Here is a 22,492-nt window from a genome sequence, read left to right as displayed (position 1 = left end):
GCCGCGCCCACGCGAAAATCATTTCGCGGCGCGGCTATCGTTGGTTCCGGGTGGCAGTCGCTAGATGTGGATTGCGACGACGATCTTCAAGATCGCCTCCAAGCGAGGCTTCGTCACCGCCAGAGGCTTTTCGACCGGGCGTCGCGCGTGGCGACGTGGACGAGAACAGCCGTTGATAGAAGTTTGCTGGAGACGAGCGCGGCGATCGAAAGCAGGCCGCCGCTGGAGACATCGACGCTTGCGCGCAAACGCGCGTTCTCCGTGAAGCTGATCTCGACTTCCGCCCGCTGACGGTCGCCGCGTGGCGGAATTGATCCTGCGCGAGCGTCGACCGCTGAGCTCGCGACGCTTTTATCGAGGGTTTGATCCATCAACCTTTTAGATCCGCTTCGACCTTCTTGCGGCTCTTGCCGACCTTTTTGACAGCGTCTTTCACTTCACCTTTCGAGACGCCTTCCTTCTTCGCTTCGTATCGGACCTCATGATCCTGTCCGCCTGCGACCTTCGCTCTGTCCTGCGCCCGGCCGCGTGTCGTGGTCGCCATGTCGATATCTCCTTGCTGGCTACGTGATCCTGCCCCTAAACGTTTGATGAATCGCGTTGTTCCTCGCGGTACGCCTCGACGATCCCATCCTCCGTAGGCGCCTGCCGGTACACCCGGAATCAAAATGGCAACAAACGCCACTAAGCCATTGAAAAATGATTCGTTTCGAGTCGGAACGAATCACTCCGCCAGAACTTGATTCGGCAGTAGTGATTCGGGAGTAACGGGTATGGCGAGTGAACACAGGGCCCAGTGGAAGGGCTTCATCAAGTTCGGCGAAGTCTCTTGCGGGGCGGCACTCTACACGGCCGCCAGCACGTCCGACCGGATCACCTTCAACACGATCAACAAGGCTACGGGCAACCGCGTCAACCGCGTCTTCATCGACGGTGAAACCGAAGATCCTGTGCCAAAGGAGCTGCAGACCAGGGGCTTCGAGATCGAAAACGGTCAATACATCATCATCGATCCGGACGAGGTCGCCGCCACAATCCCGGAATCGAATAAGACTCTCGAGATCGAAGCGTTCATTCCCTGCTCTGACGTCGATGATGTCTATTTCGACAAGCCCTACTACCTGACGCCCGACAAAATGGGTGGCGACGCCTTTGTCGCGTTGCGCGACGGAATGCGGAAGTCAAAGGTCGCGGCGATCGCAAGGACCGTTCTGTTCCGGCGCATGCGCACCGTCCTCATCCGGCCTCATGGCAAAGGCCTGATCGCCACGACCTTGAACTACGACTATGAGGTCCGATCTTCGAAAAAGGCCTTCGAGGGAATGCCCAAGCTGAAGATCGCGGGGGAGATGCTGGATCTCGCCAAGCATATCATCGGCACGAAGAAGGGCGAGTTCGATCCGGCCACGTTCGACGATCGATACGAAGCCGCCCTCGCCGAGTTGGTGAAGGCGAAGATCGAAGGGCGATCGCTGCCGAAGCCGAAGAAGGTCGAGGTATCGAAACCGAACGACCTGTTGGCGGCGCTTCGCGAGAGTGCTGGCCTGACGAAGGCCGTCGAAGGCAAACCGGAACGCACTGCGGCCAATGCCAACAAGGGCATGGGTTGTCAGCGCGCCGCGCGCGGGGCTGCCGCGAAGTCCGCCGCTCCGAAGGCGGCCCCGCAGCGCAAGGCGAGCTAGAAGGTCAATCATGGCGCGTCCCTACTGGAAGGGCTATCTCAAGCTTTCGCTCGTGACCTGCCCGGTGAACATGAGCCCGGCGACGTCGGAATCCGAGAAGGTGCGGTTCCACACGCTCAACAAGGAGACCGGGAATCGGGTCGTCTCGCAGTACATTGACTCCGTGACTGGCAAACCCGTGAAAGACGGTAACGAGGCCAAGGGCTACGCCCGTGGCGAAAACGACTATGTGATCCTGACGGAAGACGACCTTGATGCGGTCGCTCTGGACACCGTGAAAACCATCGATATCGAGAAGTTCGCCCCGGCAGAATCCATCGAGTGGGTCTACCTGGAGAAGCCGCACTATCTCATGCCGGACGACGCAGTCGGCAACGAAGCGTTCGCCGTCATCCGGGATGCGATGGAGGCCGACAAGGTCGTCGGCATATCGAAGCTCGTCGTCGGCCGACGCGAGAAGGCGGTCGTGCTGGAACCGCGTGACGAAGGTATCGTCCTGTGGTCCCTGCGTTTCGGCGACGAGGTTCGGCCCGAGGAGGCGTACTTCGAGGACATCGACGACGAGGCCGATCCCGATCTCGTGCCGCTTGTGCAGCAACTGATCAAGAAGAAGATAAAACGCTGGTCACCCGACATGGTCAGCGATCCGATCCAGGAAAACCTTCTCAAGCTGATCGAGGAGAAGAAGAAGGCTCTAAAGCCGAAAAAGAAGACCGCGAAGGCGAAGGAAGCCCCGGCCTCCAACGTCATCAACATCATGGACGCCCTGCGGAAGAGCGTCGCCGACGAACTCAAAAGCAGGAAGGCGGGATGATGTCGAACGACCGCGAAATCCAGCTCTGCGACCCCGCACCCTTCCTGTATTTCGAGAACGGTCAGATGGCGGTGACCGACGGTGCATCCGTCTGGCTTGTGATCGTCACGTGCGAAGCCATCAAGGCCACGGCATCCCCGCCGGAAATGTCGCTTCGACGGCTCGTCCGTTTTGCCGAGTATTATCGTGACCTGGCCGCAGCTGCGATCCGCCGGGGTGAAGACATCGATGGCAAGGTCTGGGTGACGGAGGCGACGGTCCTTTCGTCGCCAAGGACATTTGAACTGCACAGCGAACCGATCTCATCGCGACGTCGTTCGCCACGCGCAATTCGGCAGGAGCCGGCCGATGCCAGCCACGGTGCATGAATACAAAGGATATCGTGTCGCGATCTACAGTCCAAGTTCGCATTTCGCGGTGATCACCGGCCCGGGAAGCAACCGAGTAATTGACCTCCAGGAGAAGCAGCCTCGCTCGACAGTAGTCGAAGGGCCGCTTGTTTGCCTGGATCGAGCCAAGGCGTTGGTAGATGCTCTCGTCGCAGGAGAGCGATCAAGGGTCACCACCTCCAAGTAAATATGCCCCGGCGTGAAGCTCATGCCGAGACGATCATGGCAACAGACATTCCTCGCAGATCCCGTAACAGTCTTCCTCGGTCGACGCGGGCCGTCCGCAACAGGCGCATGGAGGCGTCGCCAGATCGGCCGAAACGGTCTCCGGCGGCAGGATCTCAATGTCGGCGTCTGCGAAGAGGCGTAGGATATCTTCTTCCATCTCGATGCTCCAGGTCGAGGTTTCGACTCGAAATAGTTATGCGGGCGGCAATCTCAAGAGCGGCATCTTGATATGCGCTGCTTCAAAGTTCTCTGGTGTTAACGGAGCGAACTTGAAACGAACACAATCAGTGGCTATCTACAGTGCACAGGCATCGCTGGTGAGTGTCCTAAGGGATGTTCGCGATAGCCGAAGTCGCTTTCTGCTTTTGACCACGGACGTACTGGCACTGGTATGAGGAGCGACATGAGAAGGTCGGTGCGAATTCGCCCCGGCCTTTTTTGTTGCGCAGTTTTTAGGGCCTGTCGGCCCTACCAATTCTCCTTGGTTGTTGGACGACAATTTCTAGAAGCTCAACTCTGGGGGATCTGACCGTCGGTGATACACCTCGTGCGACTGGCCAAGCTCCCTTCCCCAGCCCCAACGATCCGGCCAATGCAGCTCTTCTGTTTGTGAGCATCTAAATCATGACCGGCTTTGCAACGATTTATAAAAGTCAATTTTTGATTGACATATTCGGCGTCTGGTAAAGCTTGCCTATGCTTTGATCTTGCGACACAATGTCTAACATGAATGGACAACCAGAGAGCAAGTTAAAGCGCCTTCTTCAACAAGTTCCACCCGGCTTCCTGGTGGACTCGAGGTGGATGGCCCGCCATGCTATCTCGCGACAATCCGTGTCAGGCTATCTCAAGCAGGGGTGGCTTGAGCCGGTCACGTCAGGCGTGTACCGCCGCCCATTCTCCTCAGACATCAACCCGGAAGCTGTCGGAGGCTGGAAGATACCTCTGCTCTCAGCCGTCTGGCTCATGCGGCATGAGTTCCATGTCGGAGGGGCAAGTTCCCTCTCCTTGCGGGGACATGCTCATTACCTCTCGTTCGGCGGCGAATTTGCCCTCTATCTCTACGGATCAGATATCCCCACATGGCTATCGAAGCTGCGGACGGACGCCGATGTGAAGACCAGGAGTAACGTCCTGTTCGGTGAAGGGACAACCGGCGTCGAAAACGCGGATTTCGACCTTTCCAACGATGAGGATCCAGAGCTGGCACAAAGCCCGTGGCGTTGGCCAATGCCGATGTCCTCACCCGAGCGCGCGATCCTTGAAATGCTAGACGAAGTCCCGAATGGCGAAAGCTTCCACAAGGTGGACGTGGCGTTCGAGAGCCTTGCCAATCTGCGCCCTAGATTATTGACGAAGCTCCTTACCCTATGCCGAAGCGTCAAAACCAAACGCCTCTTCTTCGTGTTTGCTGACAAGCACAATCATGCCTGGCGCCGGCACATCGACATCTCCTCCGTCAATCTTGGCAAGGGCGACCGGGCGCTGACACCGGGCGGTCGGCTGCACCCCATCTATCGCATCACAGTCCCGAATGACCTGATGCCAAAGGAGGCCTCGTATGGCCCGTGACCAGTACATGCGCCAAGTCGACCTTCTGGTGCGGACCCTTCCATTCATCGCCCGCCACGAGGCCTTCGCCCTGAAGGGTGGAACGGCGATCAATCTCTTCTATCGCGACATGCCGCGACTCTCGGTCGATATCGATCTGACCTATCTGCCTATCGAAGACCGTGAAACGACTCTGAAAAACATTGACAGTATTTTGGATCATATCCGCGAAGACCTTTTGCGTAATCTGCGAGGTGCGAGCGTTCAGAGAATCGCTGGCGGCGGCAACAATGATACCCGCCTCTTGGTCCGGCAGGGCCACGCCGAAATCAAGGTGGAGACCTCTCCTGTCGCGAGGGGCACCGTTCATCCGCCGGAACGACGACGGGTGAGCGAGAAAGTCGAAGAAGCGTTCGGGTTCGCCGAAATGCAAGTCGTCTCCTTCGAGGACCTGTTTGGCGGCAAGCTTCATGCAGCAGTTGACCGGCAACATCCCCGCGACCTGTTCGATGTTAAGCTGCTTTATGAAAACGAGGGACTGACCGGTGCGCTGTTTCGAACCTTCCTGATTTACGTTGCAAGTTCCGGGCGGCCGCCCCATGAGCTGGTCAGGCCTTCGCTTGCAGCGCTGGAAGAAGAATTCGTTAAAGAGTTCGAGGGGATGACGACGCAGCCCATCAGCCTCGATGAGCTGAAAGCCGCTAGAGAGCAACTGACGACCGATCTTCTTGCGCGGCTCGACGACGACGCCATGCGATTTCTGCTCTCACTCCACGACGGCAAACCAGATTTCGAAGCAATCGGGTTGCCACAAGCGGCTGATTTGCCGGCCGTCCGTTGGAAAGTTCTCAACCTCGAAAAGCTGAAGGCGCAGAACCCAGAAAAACATGCAGAGCAACGGCGAGAGATCCAAGCGCTGCAGTCAAACATCGGAGGACTGTCCTGATGCTTCAGTTCAACGGCAATTGGCGGTTTGATAGTCCCGGCCCAATCGAACCAGCCGCCCGAGAGGCATTTCGCGATCTCATCAATCGTATTTGTGGACAAGGACAGCGCAAGGCTATCCTCGAGTTTTTCAAAGCTCGCTTTTGCGCAGCAGCCAGTGCGGAATATTGGCCTAGCACCAACGACCGGTTCGCCTCGGAGGATCTCGACCGAGACATGTTACACGCCGGCGAAAACGCACCCGTTTTCATCGAAGCATTCTGGGACGCTTGCCAAGAACTTCGCGCACGTAATCCGGCGATGGTGATACCGGATGCCGGGCGGATCAATCGTATCCTTGCTGACGCTGACGCCGGCTATCAGCTTGATCCTCCCATGCTGGTCGCCACACGCGCCCACATCCCCATCTTCGTCCCGGACTCACCTCCGTCGCTTGACGTTCAGGCGCAGGCGCTCATCAACGAATCTCTTGACGCGTCGCAGCGCGCACTTAGCGGCGGCAACGGCCGCCAGGCTGTTCAGGAGGTCCTTTGGCTGCTGGAAACGATCTCCACGGCGTTCCGCAGCGAACAGATATTGGACGGTTCCATCCAGGGCCGATACTTCAACAAAATTATCTGGGAACTGCGTCAGCGCGGCCGGGGACACCAGGAGCAGATCCTTCAGTGGATGATGACGCTGCACGGGTATCTGTCATCCCCGACAGGTGGCGGCGTTCGTCACGGAGTCGACCTTAAAGAGGGCCTTGCGCTCGGGATTGATGAGGCACGGCTCTACTGCAACCTAATCCGCAGCTACTTGACCTTCCTGATCGCTGAACATGAACGCCTTAGCCGGCACGTAGCTTAGATATTGGAGCATCCGTGAGCGACGATTCCGATAAAAAGCAGACAGAATACGATCTCGAAACAGCTATCTCCGCAGCGATCGAGAAGGCATTTCCACGCCTTAACGCAGCGGCCATCCAACATCAGATCGAATTTACTATCCGCTTAGGGCATGCGACGATCACCGCCAAAGGACGGGAAAGCTGGATCAAACGAGGACGTGCCGACATCCTTTTGGTGCTGGATGGCAAGCCGCTGGCCATTCTGGAGCTGAAGAGACCCGATATCTCGGTGGCCGACGACGATGGCAAGCAGGGCCTGTCCTATGCTCGTTTGTTGCCCGTCATGGCGCCTTTAGTCGTCGCGACCAATGGCGATCAAATGCAGATCATCGAAACTTTCTCTGGTCAGCCCTTCATAGCAGAAAGTCCTGACGAGAAGGCGTTCGAAGCTTTGATGAAGTCCGCGGGAAAGGTCGCGGCAGGCGACCGCGACGACGCGATTTCCACCCTGATGGGAACTGACCCGCAGATTTGGACGAGGGCTGTTGCTGTTGCTTCGGCGACGGCCATAAGCGAGTTAACCGCGACAACTGACTACCCTCGCCGCCCCTTTGGCCCGTTGAAGATTTTCCGCCGAGCGACGGAGCAAGTCGTGAACGAGTTTCAAACGTCACGACTGGTAATCGTTTCTGGACCTCCTCTCACCGGTAAGACTAACGTCCTGGAGCAACTTGTCCGCCTCGTGGATGCTCAAGATGCGGGTGGATTGTTCCTTGATTGCGGGGCAAGCGAGATATTTCGGAAGATTGCCGACCTACTTTCAGACACACTCGACTGGCCGGTTGATCCAGAAGCGGCGCGAAACTGAGTGCGTCAGATTTCTAGGGGAGATGGACCGGCTCTGATACTCGCCATAGACCGCTTCGATCCGGAAGACCGTGACGATGTGCGAGTGATCGAGGACATGCTGTCGAGCAGGTTCGGCGACCGCCTGCGATTGGTTGCCGGTCTGGATGAGGACGCAACGCGACGCGTGATGAGCAGTTCGGATGGCCGTCGCGAATCTGTTATTGGTCGTCACGCGGCGATTGTTCACGTCGATGACCTTGACGATCGCGAATACGAGATGGCGCTGAACACCCTCGCAGAACTCGGCATGGGTATAATGGATGGAGGAGAGCACAGTCCGGACCTTCGCCGTGCGTGGCTCCTGCAGGCCATGGCAACCCGTGTGCTTGGAGCGAAACGGAAGCGACAAGGTGCTGCGATCTTTCCGGCCGTTCCCGGACTAGAAATCATAGCTCAGGCGCGAGCCGATTTTAAGGACCCTGAACTCAGGCGCCGATTCCGTGGCATTGCTCAAGCTATTGTTCTGGATGCCCAGGATCAATCAAAGCCATACTCGATGGCTCTCCAGCTGATGGGTCGTTACTTCGTTCGACGGGAAACGCTCGAAGGCCGTTTGTCCACGTTTGATACCGAATGGTTAATCCGGAGCGGTTACCTCAATCCATCGATAACGGCCGAGAACACGCCGATGCTGAACGTGACCCTCCCCGAGCTGCTGGCAAGCGAATTGGCCCGACTTTGGGCGATCGAATTACGAGAGCGCGTAGAAGATGATCCGGTCGATGCAGCTGAGTGGCTTGCCGGCGCTGCAAGTAATTTTCTGTTTGGTGACATCGTTGCCGCTCAGGCTTTTTTGGATCTCGGCGCTGTGAATCGTGACCTGCCGTATCCGTTGTTTCGAGCACTTGCCGACATGACGCCGTTTAGAGAGCAGATACATCCCGGCCAGCACCTGCAAGGCTGGGTCGAAGGTGTCGGCGATTTAGAGCTGCGCCCCCAGGAAGACGGCTCTGTGGTCCTGACGATCGACGGTGAAGAACACACCATCGACACCGAAGACGATCCCGGCGAATCCATTGGTAACGCCTTCGAATGGCAAATCCTCTCACAATTGGCATCGCGCCGCTTAACGGTCGAGACCGAAAGCGGCCAACACCGGCTCGATCCTCAGGCTTTGTTGCTTGTCGGCACTGCGGATTTCGTGTTGCGGCAATCGCGCAACGATATGCTCGCCGAATCCCTGCCGGTTCATGACGGTGAAGGCGGAGGCCAATTCATATGTCATGACGCCGGCGTCGTAGAGGCTGTCACCCAATCGATGCTGAGATATCTATCGACCGAGCCCTTGGAAGCTCGCGATTCCTTCATCGCCGCGGCGATGGAAGTCGACAGCATCTATCTCACAGCCCGGCTCGACATCGCATTGCAAATGGCCACGCGCTCGACCGATGCAGAACTCTCGACCTGGGCTACGGCGGTGCTTGTCAATCGCGTTCGCCCCGCGCTCATGGGGTGCACATGAAAACCTTCACGCAATCTCAACTCCAGGCGATCGCTGATGCATTGGGTGATACCGACTACGGCCTGACCGGCTCCGAAATCGGTCACCTGCTGGCAACAGTGAAAATAGTTGATACTGATCCACAGATGACAAAGCGTCACAGGCTGTACAACGCCTTCGCCTCTGACCAGAACAGTCGTAAGCAGCGAACCCACATCATCGCCTTCATACGCAAGGCGATGAAGCCTGAACGCTTCGCCAGAGATCCGGAACGTTTCGAACCGATGAGGCTCAATCTTAACCGCGCCTTGGCATTTGCTGGGCTGGCTGTGAAGGCTTCAGGTGAGCTCGCCGCCGTCGATGCCGCCGAGACACTTTCGCAAGCAACACGCCGAGCGTTAGAGTTGAGGTCCGATCTGACAAGCCGCGGCGTTCACCCTGATGTGCTTTGGTTTTGCCGCGAAGAACTGCTTGCGGATAATTATTTCCACGCTGTTCTCGAGGCCGTAAAAAGTGTCGCTGACAAGATTCGGCAACGTACGGGACTAACGGACGACGGCGCCGTGCTTGTCGATCGCGCCTTTAGCGGGGACGTACCAATGCTGGCAATAAATGAACTCAAGAGCGAAAGCCAGAAAGGCGAGCAACGTGGGTTCTCAAGCCTTGTAAAAGGGACATTCAGCATGTTTCGCAACACCACAGCCCACGCGCCAAGGATCCGCTGGCAGATGCCGAAAGAGGATGCGGAGGACCTGTTTTCAATGGTGTCTCTGATGCACCGCCGCATCGACGCGGCAATCATGCCGCCCCGGGTTTGAAGGCGTTTATGCTCGAACTCTGCTTCTTGGCTCACGCATCTTTTTCAGTGACGGCGTCCATACTTTGGGATGGTCATCCATCGGATCAGTGCATAGGCTGACAACTTAAACAGGAAAGCAGTCTCATCATGAACCGCGCTATGCTCATAAGTGGTATCAACCACTATCTTACGCATCTGCGGGTGTCCGTCGCGCAGCTCAACAGTCTCAATCTGCAGGATATCAACATCCATGCGGAGACGTTCTTTCGCGATTTCCTAAATCTGGTGCTGGGGTACGATCTCAAGAACATCAATATTATTGAAAAGAACGCCAGCGCGGTCGACCTGGCTGACGAAGACCAGCGGATCGCGATACAGGTGACATCTACTCCTGACCTTGCCAAAATCAAGCATACGCACCGCGGCTTCGTAGACGGCGGCCTCGACAGAAAGTACGACCGCCTCGTCGTTCTGATTATTGGCGAGAGGCTTCGATACCGGGAATCAACATTGGAGAGTAATGCGGGTTTCTCCATGTCACTTGTCGATGATGTCTGGGACGTCGAAGAACTACTACGGAAAATCGCAGATCTGCCCCTCGACAAGCTGAAGCGCTGTTTCGACCTGCTCCGCGATGAATTACACATCGCTGTGCCGCGCGAGTCGAACGAAGTTCATACGCTCATGCGCGTGATTGAGGTTTTGAGCACTGCGGATGGGGATCTGTCGGCTGGCGAAAACCGCGAAGACCCCGACCCTGAGCAGAAAATCCATGACCGATTTGCAGACCATGCGGATTTTCTGGAGAGCCAGTACGTCAATCTTCACGAGATCTATGGCAGAACGTTAGCCGAGGTAAATCGGCACAGCGACCTCGGCCATGTAAAATCCGCAAGCTCCAGGTCCATCTTATGAACTGGAGCGACCGCCTGTTAAACGAATGCGGCGGCAACCCAAAGGCTGCGCTTGACCTGATGGTTAAGAAGGTAGTCCGGCGGCTGGGCACAAGCGACATAGCATTTGACGAGGGTGCGGTGCGTTATTACCTCATCGGCCAACTGATCGCTTGCAACGTGTTCCCCAACAAGCGGGCAGTCCATGGCTAATATATTCCTCAAGGATGAAGCCCTCGACAAATCGCCTGTCATGGTCGGCTTCCAGATCGCCAGATTTGTTAAAAAGTCCGGCAAAAGCCGCATCAGCATCTTCGACGTTGTAGATCACTTCAAGCGAGAAGCCTGGTTCTCGTCCAACTCGTTCTTTTACGGTTTGACCTTCCTTTACGCCGCTGGTCTCTTTGACTTTGAAGAACCATACCTGATTGCTCGCGATGCAGATTGACCGCCTCTACACAGAGCCAGCAACAATTGAACCCGTCATCTTCGATGCCGGCGTGAATGTCATTCTTGGCGAGAGTGATGACACCAGTTCGAAAAACAACGGCGTCGGCAAGTCGCTTTGCATCGAGTTGTTAAACTTTGCTTTGCTCAAGCGGAAATCCGAAAGCCGGGTCGCCAAGATTCCTAAAGCAACATTCGATCCGTCCATCTTCATATGCGTCGATTTCCGCATGAACGGCTCACGCTACACAATCAAAAGGTCTCTTGAACATTCAGAACGTCCTCGGATCGTTCTGGACGGTCAGGAGACCAACTTTGCCAAGATCGAGGATGCTACTCAATTCCTTACCAGCCGCATGTTCCCCGATGGCAAAACCCCTCCAGTGGGATTTCGCGAGATCTTGGGGCCGCTGATCCGCGATGAGCGCTCCGAGTTCAAATCGATTGTCTCCTGCTTCGATACGAGGTTCCGAATTCCGGATAATTATGCACCGCACCTGATGTTGCTGGGAATAGATCTCGGAATTTATCGCGTCATCAAGGACATCCAGAAGGAGCTTGATGCAATCGGAACTGAGGAGGGCCGCATCAAGGACAGCGTGCAACTCGTCCGCCAAAAGAACCTCGACGAAGCCAGGTCGGATCTCAACGTGCTGGATGAGGAGGTGGAGGCGATACGCGAGGGTATTGATGCTCTCGAAAACTCGCCGGCTTATGACATCGTAAAAGGCGAGATCCTCGATATCGAGGATCGAATGGCCGAACTGCGCAGCCGGAAGGAAGTCCTTGCGCGGCGCTCTGCCAGCTTGGCGCCTATCGCCGTGGAGCCAAACATCGATACCAATGAGGTGCGGGACTTCTACGACCAGATGCGCAGCGGCCTTGGCACCAGCATTGTTCGCGAGCTTGACGAAGTCTTGGCTTTCAAAGCCAAGATCGAGCAGTTCCAACGTCATCTGCTTGATGAGAAGTCGAAAGTCCTGCAGGTGGAGATCAGGGACATCAACAAGCAGCTGGCCGAACTCGACCGGCGTTATGCGAAGCTTGTTTCGGTACTCGACCAGGAGGGCCAGCTCCGCAACCTCCGCCAGACGTACGCCTCGTTTCAGGCCAAGAGTGACGAGCTCGGACAGCTGAAGGGCTTCTTCAGTCGGTATGATCAGCTGTTGGTTGAGAAACAGGCGAAAAAAACCCAGATCGAGAAGGAGAAACTTCGCCTTCAGGAAAGCATCCTGATCGCAGATGATAGGATACGCTCCTTCGAGAAAACCATCCTTCTCATCCATCAGTTCATTCAAGGAAACCGAAGAGCTTCTTTCGAAGTCCGAACAACCACGAAAAAACAGGTAGTAGAGATCGTCCTGCGCATTGACGATGACGGCAGCCATAGCGTCGAGCGGGAAAAAGTTTTCATTTACGACATCGCGCTGCTACTCAACGACTTCACCAAGGCCCGCCATCCGGGCCTTCTGGTGCACGACAACATCTTTGACGTCGACGACGACACGCTTCAAAAGAGCCTGGAATTTATTCTCACCCGCGCACCATTTGATGACGGGCAGCAATACATTCTTACGCTCAATCTCGACCGCGTCCAGCATTGTCGAGACGAGGTTTGGTACGAAGAGCTTGAGCGCAGCGTTGTAGCGACCTTTACGAAGAGCAATCGCTTCCTGAAAACACATTACCAGGAGGTCGGCTAACGCCCATCCAACTCGGATCAGGGGCACAATTAGGACCTACGAACAGCCAAGCGATAATCGACGGCAGTTGTCGTCTGTCATGAACGACGGTATCATCCGATTCGCTGATCTTGTCAGCTGGGACACGGCCCAACTCGGCACCACCCGTAAGGGGACGGTAAATCCGTGAAACGGACTTACGCATAATTCCGGAACTCGCGTTCTGGCATGACAACGGTGCCTTCTGCCAGTCGCGATTGTTCAGGAATCGCACATGGACTTTTTACGCTCAGAATTTGCATTTAAATCGGCGGCGCTCGCAATAGAACGCGGCCTCTCGGCGCGTTCATCATCGTTAGCTGTAGATCCAGAAGATCTGGCGGAGATATTGCTCCCGCTAACGAGTAGTGCCGACGGCGAGCGACTTTTGCATGGCTGTAGGGAACTGGCAGAAATGCTCAGCCAGTCGAATTCCACGCCCCTGAAAACCGCAAGGATCCAGCAAAAACTGGCCAGAGCGTTCGCTGGAAGAACGTACCAGAGCCTCCAGCAATCGTTCGACTTCCCCACGGAGTTCCGGGAAATCTTTCCGGGCGCAGCACTTCCATACGGTTACTTGGAAGCGGGCCAGACGCAAGCCCGCCCTTATCCGAGAGAACTCCTTGCCTTCCCCGAGCTCTCGCAATGGCGGACAAGTTGGGAGCGGTCCGCCGTATCGACGCGCGAACGACCGTTCTTTCCGCCTATGCTTCCAGCCTCCTATTTCCAACGCTATGAACCACACTACGAGCGGCGGCGGGACTGGCGCGCAGCGCCCATAAATTCTAGTCCGCATGCTCGCCCACGATCCGAAAACGGACAGAGCTGCGTTCTCGTCAGACACAAAGGACGGCATCTTATAGGTGCAGCGCGTTGGAAATGGTGGGGAGATTCGGGATACATAAGTGGTGTCGGCTTCAGCCTTTATTTGCTAACAAGAACCGGATGGCTGAAGACCTTCTTTGACATACGCCCTTACTACGCAGAGCCGACTTGCGGGCCCTTCATGTACAGAGACGGCCGTGGAGAGGACCGTGATCATATCCAGGCCGGCCTTGAGGAGCTCAGTCGACTGGCAGTTCATGTGCAAATTCCGAGGCAATCCGCCCCCTGATTCCGAAATGATCTCGCCCCCCAGTTCCGAGAATTAGTCGCCCCCTTGTTCCGAGATGATGCCGCCCCCTTCGGATGGGGTGTGGCGTGGGTGTTCTGCCGGTGTGAAGTTCCTTCCGTCGATGGTGATGGGGAAGGAACGGGATGCCTGCGGAGAGACTGGAGATGCGGCGTGTCCGCGAGATACTGAGATATCGGGCCGAGCAAGGACTGGGCCATAAATCGATTGCGGTTCGGGTCGGGGCAGCGCCGTCTACGGTGCGCGAGACGCTGCGGCGGGCGACGGCTGCAGGGCTTTCGTGGCCGTTGGACGACGACGTGAGGTCAATGCGGCGATCATGGAATTGCTCCGTGACCTCAACGACATCAGGGTCTTGCGTCGGGTCAATTGCACGCGGCGTCAATTGTTCGAGGAACTCGATCGTCCGGCTCTGCGGCCCTTGCCTGTCGAGCGCTATGTCTTCGCCGAATGGCGTATCCGGCGTGCCGGGTTGGATTACCACGTCGAGATCGAACGGCATTATTACTCCGTTCCCTATCGCTTTGCCCGCGAGCAAGTAGAGACGCGTATCACCGTCTGTCATCGGTGACCCCACCTATGCCGACGCCATCCTGGATCGTCTCGTCCACAACGCCCATCGCATCGACCTCAGCGGAGAAAGCTTACGACGAAATCTGCCGCGCAAAGCTTGACACATCACTCGAACTTTTGGGCAATCCACGAATGGCGCTCGAATTAATGCACTTCGTGGTTAGGGGCCAGTTCCCGCATCCGCTTGCCGACGGCATCGACGAGCCCAGTCTGGCGTTCGAATGAGGCATTGACCTGAAGGAAGCGGTAGTCGGGGGCTCGCCGCTTTCGCCACCGATCACCTCGATGATGCAGAAACCTTCGTCGATCGGGCAAAGAGCGTCCGGTACCTTTGGTCGGAGGCGCCGGCAGCTCTCTCCAAGGCCCCTTGGTCGCAAAGGGCATTCTCCGCCAGTGCAAGTCGGCGCTTGAGCTCTTCATTTTCCGCGACCAGGTCCATCGTCAATCCTTACCTCAGTTCAGCGAATCGGTCTGCTCATCCCAGGTGGAGAAAGCTTCAAAGACAGATTGCCTTGAGCAGCCGCTGCACCCTGTCAAGCATACCTAGGGTAGCTTTAAGTACTCGCAACCGCGAGTAGTCGGGCGCAATAATTCGAGGTTATGCGGTAAAGGGCGGGTCCTGTTCAGTGCGATCAACCAAGCCCGTGCGAAAACGACGCAAGCCGCGTAACTGGTCGGATGACGAAAAGGCGCGGATCGTCGCCGCGACTCTGTATCCTGCACATGAGTGGAGCGGATCTGTCTACAGTGAGAAACCGGCACTGTTTCGAGCGGCTCGATTTAAGAATGGCAGCCGTTCCGTTGCCCTACCCGTTAATGCTAGCACCGCGTTTGCGACCGCTGGTGCGATCGGTGCCACACCCGGCTCACCCATTCCCGTGGGTTTGTTGACGGAAGGAATGATGTGAGTTTCGACCGCTGGCATCTCGTTCATACGTAAGATGGGGTAGTGACGAAAGTTGATTTCCTGGACTAGCCCCTCTCGCAGAGTCACTTCCCCGTACAAAGCGGCGGAAAGCCCGAACCCGATTCCACCTTCCATTTGCGCCGTGATCTGGTCTGGCGAGACGGGAATGCCGCAATCAACGACCGAGATCACACGTCGCACTACCGGTCTTTCTTCCATCATCCGAACCTCGGCAACCTGGCCAACAACGGTCCCGAACGCTTCGTGGATTGCCAGACCGCGCGCCCAGCCAGCTTCAAGTGGCTTACCCCAATCCGCTTTGCGACATAGCTCCTCCATCACTGCAAGCCGCCGAGAATCGGCTGCCTTTTCGTAAAATACACGTCGGTAGTCAGCCGGATCACGACCAGCGCGGCGGGCAAGCTGGTCGATAACGTGCTCCATCACCATTGCGGTATGGGAATGGCCAACGGAGCGCCAGAAACCGACGATAACTGGGAACTTGGGCGTGAATATCTTGCCGTCAACCGTCGACGCAGTTGTGAAGTAAGGTGAATGGGCGATGCCTTCCGTCGCAGTAAAATTCGGCCCGACAGGCAGCAATGACTGGCAGACAATGTGAACGCGCCACCGTGTCGGAAACCCGTCCGACCCCAGCTGAACCCAGACACGATGATGCGACATTGGGCGGTAATAGCCGGATGCCATTTCATCTTCCCGCGTCCACATTAACTTGATTGGCCGGCCTTCAACCCGTTTGGCAATACGGACACACTCGACCAGGTAGTCCGAACTCATGTTACCCCGACGGCCGAACGATCCACCAGAGGGTAAGACTTCGATATCGACCTTGCCCGGTACGGTCCGCGCTGTTAAAGCCGACTGCACCTGGTCAATCGTTGCCAGATGTGCCCCCGATGTAATCGACACGTCCCATCCGTTCACCTCTGCGACACAGTCCATGGTTTCCATGGGGGCGTGTGCAAGATACGGAAAGTCGAACGAAAACTCGGCAACTTCACCATCGAAGGGCGAGTCGTATCCCTCCCCCATCGTCTGAAACTCGCTTGGCTCCACGTCCGTGCCGCCCGCCGCAGTGTCTCGAAAGTATTGCACCAGATCGTCCGTGGAGCGCGTCTCAGCGTTGGTGTCGGTCCATTCGGCGCGGAGGGCGGCACGCCCCTGCATCGCCGCGACGGTTGTTTCCGCCAACACTGCAACGCCGGTTTCGATCGCGAAAACGTCTACGACACCCTTCACGCTCAGTGCGTCCGACGCATCGAACTGGGCGAGCTTGCCCCCGAATCGGGGGCTGTGGGCTACCACTGCGACCAGCATGTTCGGGCGCTGGACGTCCTGCGTATAGATCTGCGCCCCTGTGCTTTTTGGAAGATTGTCCTTACGACGCACTCTGTCTGAACCAATCAGCCTGTAATCGTGAACCTGTTTCAACACCGGGGACTGCAGAGGTTTCTCACGGGACGCCTCGGCAAGAAGTTCGGCGAATGTTGCCGCGGTGTTTGAGGCTGGATGAGACACAACACTGTCTCGGACATGGATCTCAGCAACGGGGACATCCCATCTCCGCGCTGCCGCGCCGACAAACATAGAGCGCGCCGCGGCGCCCGCATTTCGCATCAGGTCCCAATTGCTGGCGATGGAATTCGAGCCCGCCGTCATCTGCACGCCGTAAGCGCGAAAATTGCTGCGCGCGTCGATGACGCGAACCTTATCCCAATCCGCATCCAGCTCTTCGGCGACAATCGCGGCCAGCCCGGCGTGGATCCCTTGGCCAAGCTCCTGTTGCTTGTTGACGATTGTTACCCATCCATCAGCTGCGATGCGAATAAAAGGTCCGAACGCACTTGGATCCGGATCGGCGCCGCCGCCTTGCAAGACTGCACCGGCAACCTGCATCGGGTTGGCAGCGACGTAGCCGACGACAAGCGCTCCGCCAATTAACGATCCACCAAGGATCAGCCGACGTCGTGTCAGCGAGAAGCGGGGGGTCTTTGCAGCCGGATCTGTCACAGGCGGTCTCCTCTTGATATCCGTATCTGTTGCGACTTCTTACTGAGGGCAAACCGCGCCGGTATCGAGCCACGCCTTGATCAGCGCCCCAAACTCCTGCTGAGTACCAGGCGCGGGCTGGCGATTGCCCCCCGGGTGCCATGCCCACCCAACGAGTTCATCTTCCATCACATGGTGCAGCAGCTCGTCGCGCGTCATATGCGAGCGCGTCGGGTCCAGAAGTTGCCTGCAGATGTTGCCGAGTGTCTGGCCCTGCCAGGCCATCTCAATGGGGGCAAGTTTCCATTTCGGATTACCAGGCACGCCGGAGGCTGCAAAGTTTTCCGCTTGATGGCAGGTGCTACAACGTAGTGTCGGCGCGCCGCCGCCATCTTCACCTCTTGTCACCCAGGGCGTGTGAGGTCGCATGTCATCCGTTTGCGTGGGCCGGTCGGTACGCGGATGACAATTCAGGCACCGGGGATGCTCAATTACACGGCCGGCTTCTTCAAAAAATGCGATGGATCGGCTGGCCGGATCGGTAATTCCATTAAAATCTGCTACCGACCGCAAGTGTTCAAATTCTGCTGGAAGCAGCCTGGAATGGAGCGGTCCGGTCTCTGGCATGGTTGCTGGGTACAGCGCGTAAATGAGGCCGCTTGCCCCCACCACTGCTATCAAAGCAAGTAGGCAGAGCAATCCGACCCGCAGGCGGCGACGCCAGGTCCAGAGCGTGGGCAAGCGCGCCATCATGCCGGTTGACCTAGTTGTGCAGCGGCATCGTGAATGGCGGCGCGGATACGGTTGTAGGTCGCGCATCGGCAAAGGTTGCCACTCATCGCATGGTCAATGTCGGTATCTGTCGGGGTCCGGTTCTGACGCAATAAAGCGACCGCGCTCATGATTTGCCCGGACTGACAGAAACCGCACTGTGGCACGTCATGAGCACCCCAGGCATTCCGGAGGGCGGTGACCTCTTCGCCCTCGGCACCTTCGATGGTCGTTATCTGCGACGAGGTTGCTGCCTTCAACGGGATGGAGCAGGAACGCTTGGGCTGGCCATCGAGATGGACAGTGCAGGCGCCACATTGCGCGATGCCGCAACCGTATTTGGTCCCGGTCAGGTTTAGCCTGTCCCGGAGTACCCACAGCAACGGCGTCTCACCGTCATCCTCGATGATATGGGCCTGGTCATTGACTGAAAGCACAAACGACATGGCGATTGGTCCTCTCATAATGTGATTAGAGCCTTCTAGTGGGCCCGGCTGCGTTCTTCGTTCCGCGCTCGCCGATTTTCATCTGGCGAGAGGCAGCTGGGCGTCACGCGTCCAAACTTATGAAGCCCCGAGCGCCGAGTCGGTTGTCGGTCTGCTTAGGCGATACACAGCGGCAGGAGGAAGGTTGGAGAAAACCCATCCGATCCGTTCGGCTTTGAGGTTGAGCCGGTTCAATACTTTTGTCGGGACGGGACACCGAAAGCCATAGGTAAATTGGTAGAATGCACCACCAGGCTGCATTTTTGAAAAAGACGCCGCGAGAATTTTCGTTGTTTGACGAGGTGCCATCGACAATAATGGTAGACCACTGACGACCGCTCCTGCGGGCCTTTGGTCAAAGAGCTTGATGGAAGATAACCGCGAGGCATCCATCTGCAGAACCGTTGCTCGCGGGTAACGAAGACGAAGAGAAGTAGCAAGCCGGGGTTCAAACTCGATCAATGCGAGTTCGGATTGCAAAACGCCGCGGGAGATAAGCGCTCGGGTAAATGATCCGGTTCCGGGGCCGAGCTCGATAACAGGACCGGTTTCCGCAGATATCTCTGCGGTGATAAGACCGGCAAGAGCGGAACCCGACGGCGCGATGGCAGCTATGCGTAATGGGTTTCGGAGCCATGCCTGAAAGAAACTCACGGCCTCAGCGGCACTAGAGGACGTGGAAGGATCCAGCGCCTTAGACCTCGGGTCCTTGCAGTTCCACGCTTGCGTCAGGAATTTTGGCACGACACGCTTCCTTCTTTGCGGCTGGCATGAATCGTCCGGCTGATCCTCAGGGCGACAAACTCCACAAGAAGCACGCATCCAAGAACAGCGCATGCGAGCGTCGTTGTGTTGACCTCTTCGAGTTTATGCGAGGCAACAAAACCTATGCCGACGAACAGACCATTCCAGGTCATTATCCCTGCAGCCGAGGCGAGCAAGAATCTCTGCGGATGGCTTTGTGGAAGGGCGGCCAAGACGGGCGCGAATAGTCTTACTGTCGGAACCAGTTGCATGCCGAAAGCCAGCATTGTCTGGCTGCGTTGAAAAGACGCTATTAGGCTCTCGATCCGATCGGCTGAAACCCCGAACCAGCCACTGGCCGACAGCAGAACGCGCATCGCGCGCTCGCTACCCAAGGCTCGGACGCAATAGAAGCATGCAGCGCAGCCGCAGAAACTTCCGATCGATGTAGCGGCTATGGCCGCAGGCATTGGCCAAGATCCGTCCGATGCACTGATTCCAACAGACAAAAGTAGTCCATAGGATGGGATTACCGGCACAAAGCGTTCAGCAAGAGCGGCAACGAATAGTCCGATCAGGCCGTAGATGCTAATCCATCGCATGACCACGCCAATGGGATCAATTTCCATTGTTAGTCCTTCTCCGTTTCTTCGAAGTCTCGTATCGTTTGAACGCAATCAGCGGGCATCGCGGCTCGCTAAGCCGCGATAGATGGCGGAACTCGGTTCCGATCCCAGAGCGCAGCTATTCACCCGGGTCGACGTTTGAACACGATCGTCCGCCCGGCGACCGGCAGTCCGCGATAAGCTCGCAGGTTCAGTGTGTCACCTTCTACCGTTGCGTGAGCAGAACCCGTGCGGCCGGCATTGGCTTGGTATACGACACCATTCTCCCAGCGACGTTCGCTGACGTCCCATACGAGTCCGGAAACAAAGTCTACGTCCGCTAGTGATCGGGACCGAAGAGAAGGGTCAGGATTCTTAAGGTCCTTCTTCAACGTTTTCCCGTCTGCCTCGACGATGAGATCGCCATATATAAAGCGCGCTGCGTAAGCCGGCCCGGCATCGTAAAATTCGACCACGAGACGGCCGTCCAGAGTAGCCCAAGTGCCTAGTATTGCTGCACCCGGAGTCTGCTGGGCACTGACGAGCGATGGCATCCAGATTGTCACTGCCAAGGTCAAAAGCAATGTGCGAAGGAAGGTGGCTCTGTTCAACGATCTCATAAATACTCCTTTTGCTCTGTGCAGATCTGCTTTCGCTAGCACTGGGCCATCGGCCGGGTTGCGCCGTCCGTAGACCGGTTGACGCGGGCTCCAGAAAGCCTCCCGGGCCGTGTACGAGCTCCATGTCGGGACTGCCTCACGATCCGAGAGCACCACCGCCCACGAGGCCCGAACCGAGCCATTTTCCACATTGTCTCCCGGACGGCTCCTATGTATACTATACCGTATAGTTTACCTGAGCCGCCGTTGTCAAGCGGGCTAATTGTGATGCATAGAGGCGGATCATCGGAGTTCGTTATGAAAGACTTGACTGGCCTGCCATTGGAAGTGCGCATACTGCACAACGCTTTCGTTGTTTTCACCGAACGCGGTTACGAAAACGCGTCGATGGACGAAGTCGCTCTTGCTGCTGGAACGACAAAACGGACCGTCTATTCGCACTTCAGAAATAAGGAAGCTCTGTTCCGTGCAGCAATCTCGCAAGCGATTGAATGGTTTCTGAGTGAACTTCCCAAAATCGATCCAGACGGCGATCCAGAACATGAGCTTGTAACATTCATCAATCAGTTCAGCGATTTGTCGACTTGGCGAAGACCTGTCTTGCTACAGCGGGTTGTCATGAGCGAAGCAGACCGCCTGCCCGAGCTTGGTCGATTGCTCCACGAAAAAGTCATCATCGGCGCGGAGCAAGTGATCGCTGAGTTTTTGGAAGCCCGGTTCAAGGTCACCTCTTCATCTTACGAAAGCGACATGCTGCAGTCTGCCGGTGTACTCGCAAGCTACCTGCTGAATATGGCGACCGGCCCACAACGAGTTGCCGCCTTGATGGAGGCTCGAATTCCCTCGCAAGACCACCCATCCGTCTCAGGGGGCAAAAGAGATATCGAACAGGTTCGGCTTGCAGTTCGGTTTTTTCTGAGTGGATTAGCGTCAACCGCATGATCGTAGCCCATACACTGCTGCAACCACTAACCATGTAATTCTCGCCCTTTCTTCCAACAGCTTGAGATGGACCACACGGAACTCGCTACTGCTCGAATTAGCCGAGACAGAGCGAAAATCCCTGCGTCGAGCCAGGGAAATTACGACGCCATGAGATCCATTCCGAACCTTCGTGGCAGCGAAGGCCGAAGCCGACCCTGACGGATACGTAAGTTGACCTTCTTCACGATGATTCGGTTCTGGGCCTTCGAGCGCTCGTAGTCGGATCACAAGAGACCGGTCATACGTTCAGAGACGTCCCAAAGTCGCTTACTAGCGACACGATCGAGAGCCTGTGGCGGGATGCGTCCCGGCTGCGGATGTCCGCGTATCTCGCCAAGGCGATCGTGACCATAATAGCCGCCTGGCTTTGCCTCCTTCGACGTTGCTGCGGGTAGCTGCGGCAACGCCCCTTGCGCGACGGGTTGAAACAGAAACCAGAGGAAAGTTCGTGCCAAATCCTGCAAGCTCTTACGTCCGGGCGCGTTGTGCAGCAGATCCGTCCGAGAAATCCCGGGATGCGCTGCGATGCTTGAGACACCCCACCCGGCGGCTCGGCTTCGTTCCTGAAGTTCGAGCGCAAACATCAAGCAGGCAAGTTTCGACTGGCTGTAGGCGCCTCCAGGACGATATTGCTTTTCACTATTGATGTCGTCGAAATTGATCTCCCCCGCGGGCTGCGACGCTGGACACTGTGACGACATGGGCATCCGTCCCTTTTGAAAGCAGTGGCATCAGATGAGCGGTCAATGCAAAATGCCCGAGGTCGTTCGTACCGAACTGCAGCTCGAAGCCGTCTCGCGTTTGCTGTCGGTTCGGTGGCACCATGATGCCGGCATTGTTCACCAAAAGGTCCAGACTTCCCATGCTGTCCTTCATATATCGGGCGAAGGAGGCAATTGGGGAGAGATCTGCAAGATCGAGCGTCTCGAACCGCACAGCCGCATGAGGAACAGCCCGCTGGACGTGCGACTCGAGTCGCTCGCTGATAATTGCCGTCGACATGGGCCAATCTA

General features: G+C 56.8%; 23 protein-coding genes and 2 pseudogenes. 16 read left to right on the top strand and 9 right to left on the bottom strand.

What is annotated here, in order from left to right; translation table 11 throughout:
• Positions 1 to 113 precede the first annotated feature (113 nt).
• Positions 114 to 371 (bottom strand): hypothetical protein, encoded by a 258-nt coding sequence (locus tag BM216_RS29360; protein WP_093003302.1) that lies wholly within the window; start codon positions 369 to 371, stop codon positions 114 to 116.
• Positions 371 to 544 (bottom strand): DUF3606 domain-containing protein, encoded by a 174-nt coding sequence (locus tag BM216_RS29355; RefSeq protein WP_093003300.1) that lies wholly within the window; start codon positions 542 to 544, stop codon positions 371 to 373. The genes BM216_RS29360 and BM216_RS29355 overlap by 1 nt, the downstream gene beginning before the upstream one ends.
• A 229-nt stretch (positions 545 to 773) precedes the next feature.
• Between BM216_RS29355 and BM216_RS29350 the strand changes: the two genes are divergently transcribed.
• The 15 genes and pseudogenes from BM216_RS29350 to BM216_RS29280 all read left to right on the top strand — a co-directional run.
• A complete protein-coding gene (locus tag BM216_RS29350) occupies positions 774 to 1,682 on the top strand; it encodes a non-homologous end joining protein Ku (RefSeq protein ID WP_093003298.1) in 909 nt (302 codons plus the stop codon).
• 7 nt (positions 1,683 to 1,689) lie between these two features.
• Positions 1,690 to 2,496 (top strand): non-homologous end joining protein Ku, encoded by an 807-nt coding sequence (locus BM216_RS29345; RefSeq protein WP_093003406.1) that lies wholly within the window; start codon positions 1,690 to 1,692, stop codon positions 2,494 to 2,496.
• Complete coding sequence (locus tag BM216_RS29340) at positions 2,493 to 2,864, top strand: hypothetical protein (RefSeq protein ID WP_093003296.1); 372 nt, start codon at positions 2,493 to 2,495, stop codon at positions 2,862 to 2,864. The genes BM216_RS29345 and BM216_RS29340 overlap by 4 nt, the downstream gene beginning before the upstream one ends.
• A gap of 966 nt (positions 2,865 to 3,830) precedes the next feature.
• Complete coding sequence (locus BM216_RS29335) at positions 3,831 to 4,685, top strand: type IV toxin-antitoxin system AbiEi family antitoxin domain-containing protein (RefSeq protein WP_348272027.1); 855 nt, start codon at positions 3,831 to 3,833, stop codon at positions 4,683 to 4,685.
• Positions 4,675 to 5,610, top strand: a complete 936-nt coding sequence (locus tag BM216_RS29330) for a nucleotidyl transferase AbiEii/AbiGii toxin family protein (protein WP_093003294.1) — start codon at positions 4,675 to 4,677, stop codon at positions 5,608 to 5,610. The genes BM216_RS29335 and BM216_RS29330 overlap by 11 nt, the downstream gene beginning before the upstream one ends.
• Positions 5,610 to 6,458, top strand: a complete 849-nt coding sequence (locus tag BM216_RS29325) for a hypothetical protein (protein WP_093003292.1) — start codon at positions 5,610 to 5,612, stop codon at positions 6,456 to 6,458. Before BM216_RS29330 ends, BM216_RS29325 begins: the two co-directional genes overlap by 1 nt.
• Positions 6,459 to 6,472: 14 nt before the next feature.
• The gene (locus BM216_RS29320) at positions 6,473 to 7,306 is read left to right on the top strand and encodes a type I restriction endonuclease (protein ID WP_177230968.1); all 834 of its coding nucleotides are present in this window, start codon (positions 6,473 to 6,475) and stop codon (positions 7,304 to 7,306) included.
• Positions 7,307 to 8,809 carry a hypothetical protein gene (locus BM216_RS29315; RefSeq protein WP_093003288.1) on the top strand — a complete coding sequence of 501 codons (1,503 nt, stop codon included), beginning with the start codon at positions 7,307 to 7,309 and terminating at the stop codon, positions 8,807 to 8,809.
• Complete coding sequence (locus BM216_RS29310) at positions 8,806 to 9,606, top strand: TIGR02391 family protein (protein ID WP_093003402.1); 801 nt, start codon at positions 8,806 to 8,808, stop codon at positions 9,604 to 9,606. The genes BM216_RS29315 and BM216_RS29310 overlap by 4 nt, the downstream gene beginning before the upstream one ends.
• A 128-nt stretch (positions 9,607 to 9,734) precedes the next feature.
• A complete protein-coding gene (locus BM216_RS29305) occupies positions 9,735 to 10,502 on the top strand; it encodes an SMEK domain-containing protein (RefSeq protein ID WP_244530387.1) in 768 nt (255 codons plus the stop codon).
• Positions 10,499 to 10,693 (top strand): hypothetical protein, encoded by a 195-nt coding sequence (locus tag BM216_RS29300; protein WP_093003286.1) that lies wholly within the window; start codon positions 10,499 to 10,501, stop codon positions 10,691 to 10,693. Before BM216_RS29305 ends, BM216_RS29300 begins: the two co-directional genes overlap by 4 nt.
• Positions 10,686 to 10,928, top strand: coding sequence for a hypothetical protein (locus tag BM216_RS29295; protein WP_093003284.1), 243 nt, complete (start codon positions 10,686 to 10,688; stop codon positions 10,926 to 10,928). Before BM216_RS29300 ends, BM216_RS29295 begins: the two co-directional genes overlap by 8 nt.
• On the top strand, positions 10,918 to 12,630 hold the full coding sequence (locus tag BM216_RS29290) for a DUF2326 domain-containing protein (RefSeq protein ID WP_093003282.1): 1,713 nt from the start codon (positions 10,918 to 10,920) through the stop codon (positions 12,628 to 12,630). The genes BM216_RS29295 and BM216_RS29290 overlap by 11 nt, the downstream gene beginning before the upstream one ends.
• Positions 12,631 to 14,081: 1,451 nt before the next feature.
• Positions 14,082 to 14,336, top strand: a pseudogene (locus BM216_RS34850) (IS21 family transposase); the annotation flags it as partial.
• Positions 14,337 to 14,340: 4 nt separating this feature from the next.
• Positions 14,341 to 14,454, top strand: a pseudogene (locus BM216_RS29280) (ATP-binding protein); the annotation flags it as partial.
• 641 nt (positions 14,455 to 15,095) lie between these two features.
• Here BM216_RS29280 and BM216_RS29275 read toward each other — a convergent pair.
• The 6 genes from BM216_RS29275 to BM216_RS29250 form a co-directional block, all read right to left on the bottom strand.
• Positions 15,096 to 17,291 (bottom strand): xanthine dehydrogenase family protein molybdopterin-binding subunit, encoded by a 2,196-nt coding sequence (locus BM216_RS29275; protein WP_244530386.1) that lies wholly within the window; start codon positions 17,289 to 17,291, stop codon positions 15,096 to 15,098.
• 39 nt (positions 17,292 to 17,330) lie between these two features.
• Positions 17,331 to 18,023 carry an Isoquinoline 1-oxidoreductase subunit gene (locus BM216_RS29270; protein WP_093003280.1) on the bottom strand — a complete coding sequence of 231 codons (693 nt, stop codon included), beginning with the start codon at positions 18,021 to 18,023 and terminating at the stop codon, positions 17,331 to 17,333.
• A complete protein-coding gene (locus BM216_RS29265) occupies positions 18,020 to 18,487 on the bottom strand; it encodes a (2Fe-2S)-binding protein (protein WP_093003278.1) in 468 nt (155 codons plus the stop codon). The genes BM216_RS29270 and BM216_RS29265 overlap by 4 nt, the downstream gene beginning before the upstream one ends.
• A 117-nt stretch (positions 18,488 to 18,604) precedes the next feature.
• Positions 18,605 to 19,270 carry a class I SAM-dependent methyltransferase gene (locus BM216_RS29260; RefSeq protein ID WP_244530385.1) on the bottom strand — a complete coding sequence of 222 codons (666 nt, stop codon included), beginning with the start codon at positions 19,268 to 19,270 and terminating at the stop codon, positions 18,605 to 18,607.
• Complete coding sequence (locus BM216_RS29255; protein ID WP_093003276.1) at positions 19,255 to 19,899, bottom strand: DedA family protein; 645 nt, start codon at positions 19,897 to 19,899, stop codon at positions 19,255 to 19,257. Before BM216_RS29255 ends, BM216_RS29260 begins: the two co-directional genes overlap by 16 nt.
• A gap of 119 nt (positions 19,900 to 20,018) precedes the next feature.
• On the bottom strand, positions 20,019 to 20,429 hold the full coding sequence (locus tag BM216_RS29250; RefSeq protein WP_244530393.1) for a DUF2147 domain-containing protein: 411 nt from the start codon (positions 20,427 to 20,429) through the stop codon (positions 20,019 to 20,021).
• A gap of 363 nt (positions 20,430 to 20,792) precedes the next feature.
• Here BM216_RS29250 and BM216_RS29245 point away from each other — a divergent pair, with 363 nt between their 5' ends.
• Positions 20,793 to 21,437, top strand: coding sequence for a TetR/AcrR family transcriptional regulator (locus BM216_RS29245; RefSeq protein ID WP_177230967.1), 645 nt, complete (start codon positions 20,793 to 20,795; stop codon positions 21,435 to 21,437).
• 681 nt (positions 21,438 to 22,118) lie between these two features.
• On the opposite strand, the gene BM216_RS34845 is transcribed toward BM216_RS29245, so the two are convergent.
• Positions 22,119 to 22,481 (bottom strand): SDR family NAD(P)-dependent oxidoreductase, encoded by a 363-nt coding sequence (locus tag BM216_RS34845; RefSeq protein WP_244530384.1) that lies wholly within the window; start codon positions 22,479 to 22,481, stop codon positions 22,119 to 22,121.
• Between the last annotated feature and the right edge of the window lie 11 nt (positions 22,482 to 22,492).

Source organism: Rhizobium sp. NFR07 (assembly GCF_900111905.1).
In the GTDB taxonomy this organism is placed as follows: domain Bacteria; phylum Pseudomonadota; class Alphaproteobacteria; order Rhizobiales; family Rhizobiaceae; genus Neorhizobium.
The sequence above is the reverse complement of the archived record's forward strand: the minus strand, read 5'-3'. Positions and strand labels throughout refer to the sequence as shown.

Coding starts and splice junctions, on each gene's coding strand:
- BM216_RS29360 (WP_093003302.1), bottom strand. CDS start 371: ATGGATCAAACCCTCGATAAAAGCGTCGCGAGCTCAGCGGTCGACGCT.
- BM216_RS29355 (WP_093003300.1), bottom strand. CDS start 544: ATGGCGACCACGACACGCGGCCGGGCGCAGGACAGAGCGAAGGTCGCA.
- BM216_RS29350 (WP_093003298.1), top strand. CDS start 774: ATGGCGAGTGAACACAGGGCCCAGTGGAAGGGCTTCATCAAGTTCGGC.
- BM216_RS29340 (WP_093003296.1), top strand. CDS start 2,493: ATGATGTCGAACGACCGCGAAATCCAGCTCTGCGACCCCGCACCCTTC.
- BM216_RS29335 (WP_348272027.1), top strand. CDS start 3,831: ATGTCTAACATGAATGGACAACCAGAGAGCAAGTTAAAGCGCCTTCTT.
- BM216_RS29330 (WP_093003294.1), top strand. CDS start 4,675: ATGGCCCGTGACCAGTACATGCGCCAAGTCGACCTTCTGGTGCGGACC.
- BM216_RS29325 (WP_093003292.1), top strand. CDS start 5,610: ATGCTTCAGTTCAACGGCAATTGGCGGTTTGATAGTCCCGGCCCAATC.
- BM216_RS29310 (WP_093003402.1), top strand. CDS start 8,806: ATGAAAACCTTCACGCAATCTCAACTCCAGGCGATCGCTGATGCATTG.
- BM216_RS29305 (WP_244530387.1), top strand. CDS start 9,735: ATGAACCGCGCTATGCTCATAAGTGGTATCAACCACTATCTTACGCAT.
- BM216_RS29300 (WP_093003286.1), top strand. CDS start 10,499: ATGAACTGGAGCGACCGCCTGTTAAACGAATGCGGCGGCAACCCAAAG.
- BM216_RS29295 (WP_093003284.1), top strand. CDS start 10,686: ATGGCTAATATATTCCTCAAGGATGAAGCCCTCGACAAATCGCCTGTC.
- BM216_RS29290 (WP_093003282.1), top strand. CDS start 10,918: ATGCAGATTGACCGCCTCTACACAGAGCCAGCAACAATTGAACCCGTC.
- BM216_RS29270 (WP_093003280.1), bottom strand. CDS start 18,023: ATGATGGCGCGCTTGCCCACGCTCTGGACCTGGCGTCGCCGCCTGCGG.
- BM216_RS29265 (WP_093003278.1), bottom strand. CDS start 18,487: ATGTCGTTTGTGCTTTCAGTCAATGACCAGGCCCATATCATCGAGGAT.
- BM216_RS29255 (WP_093003276.1), bottom strand. CDS start 19,899: ATGGAAATTGATCCCATTGGCGTGGTCATGCGATGGATTAGCATCTAC.
- BM216_RS29250 (WP_244530393.1), bottom strand. CDS start 20,429: ATGCCATCGCTCGTCAGTGCCCAGCAGACTCCGGGTGCAGCAATACTA.
- BM216_RS29245 (WP_177230967.1), top strand. CDS start 20,793: ATGAAAGACTTGACTGGCCTGCCATTGGAAGTGCGCATACTGCACAAC.
- BM216_RS34845 (WP_244530384.1), bottom strand. CDS start 22,481: ATGTCGACGGCAATTATCAGCGAGCGACTCGAGTCGCACGTCCAGCGG.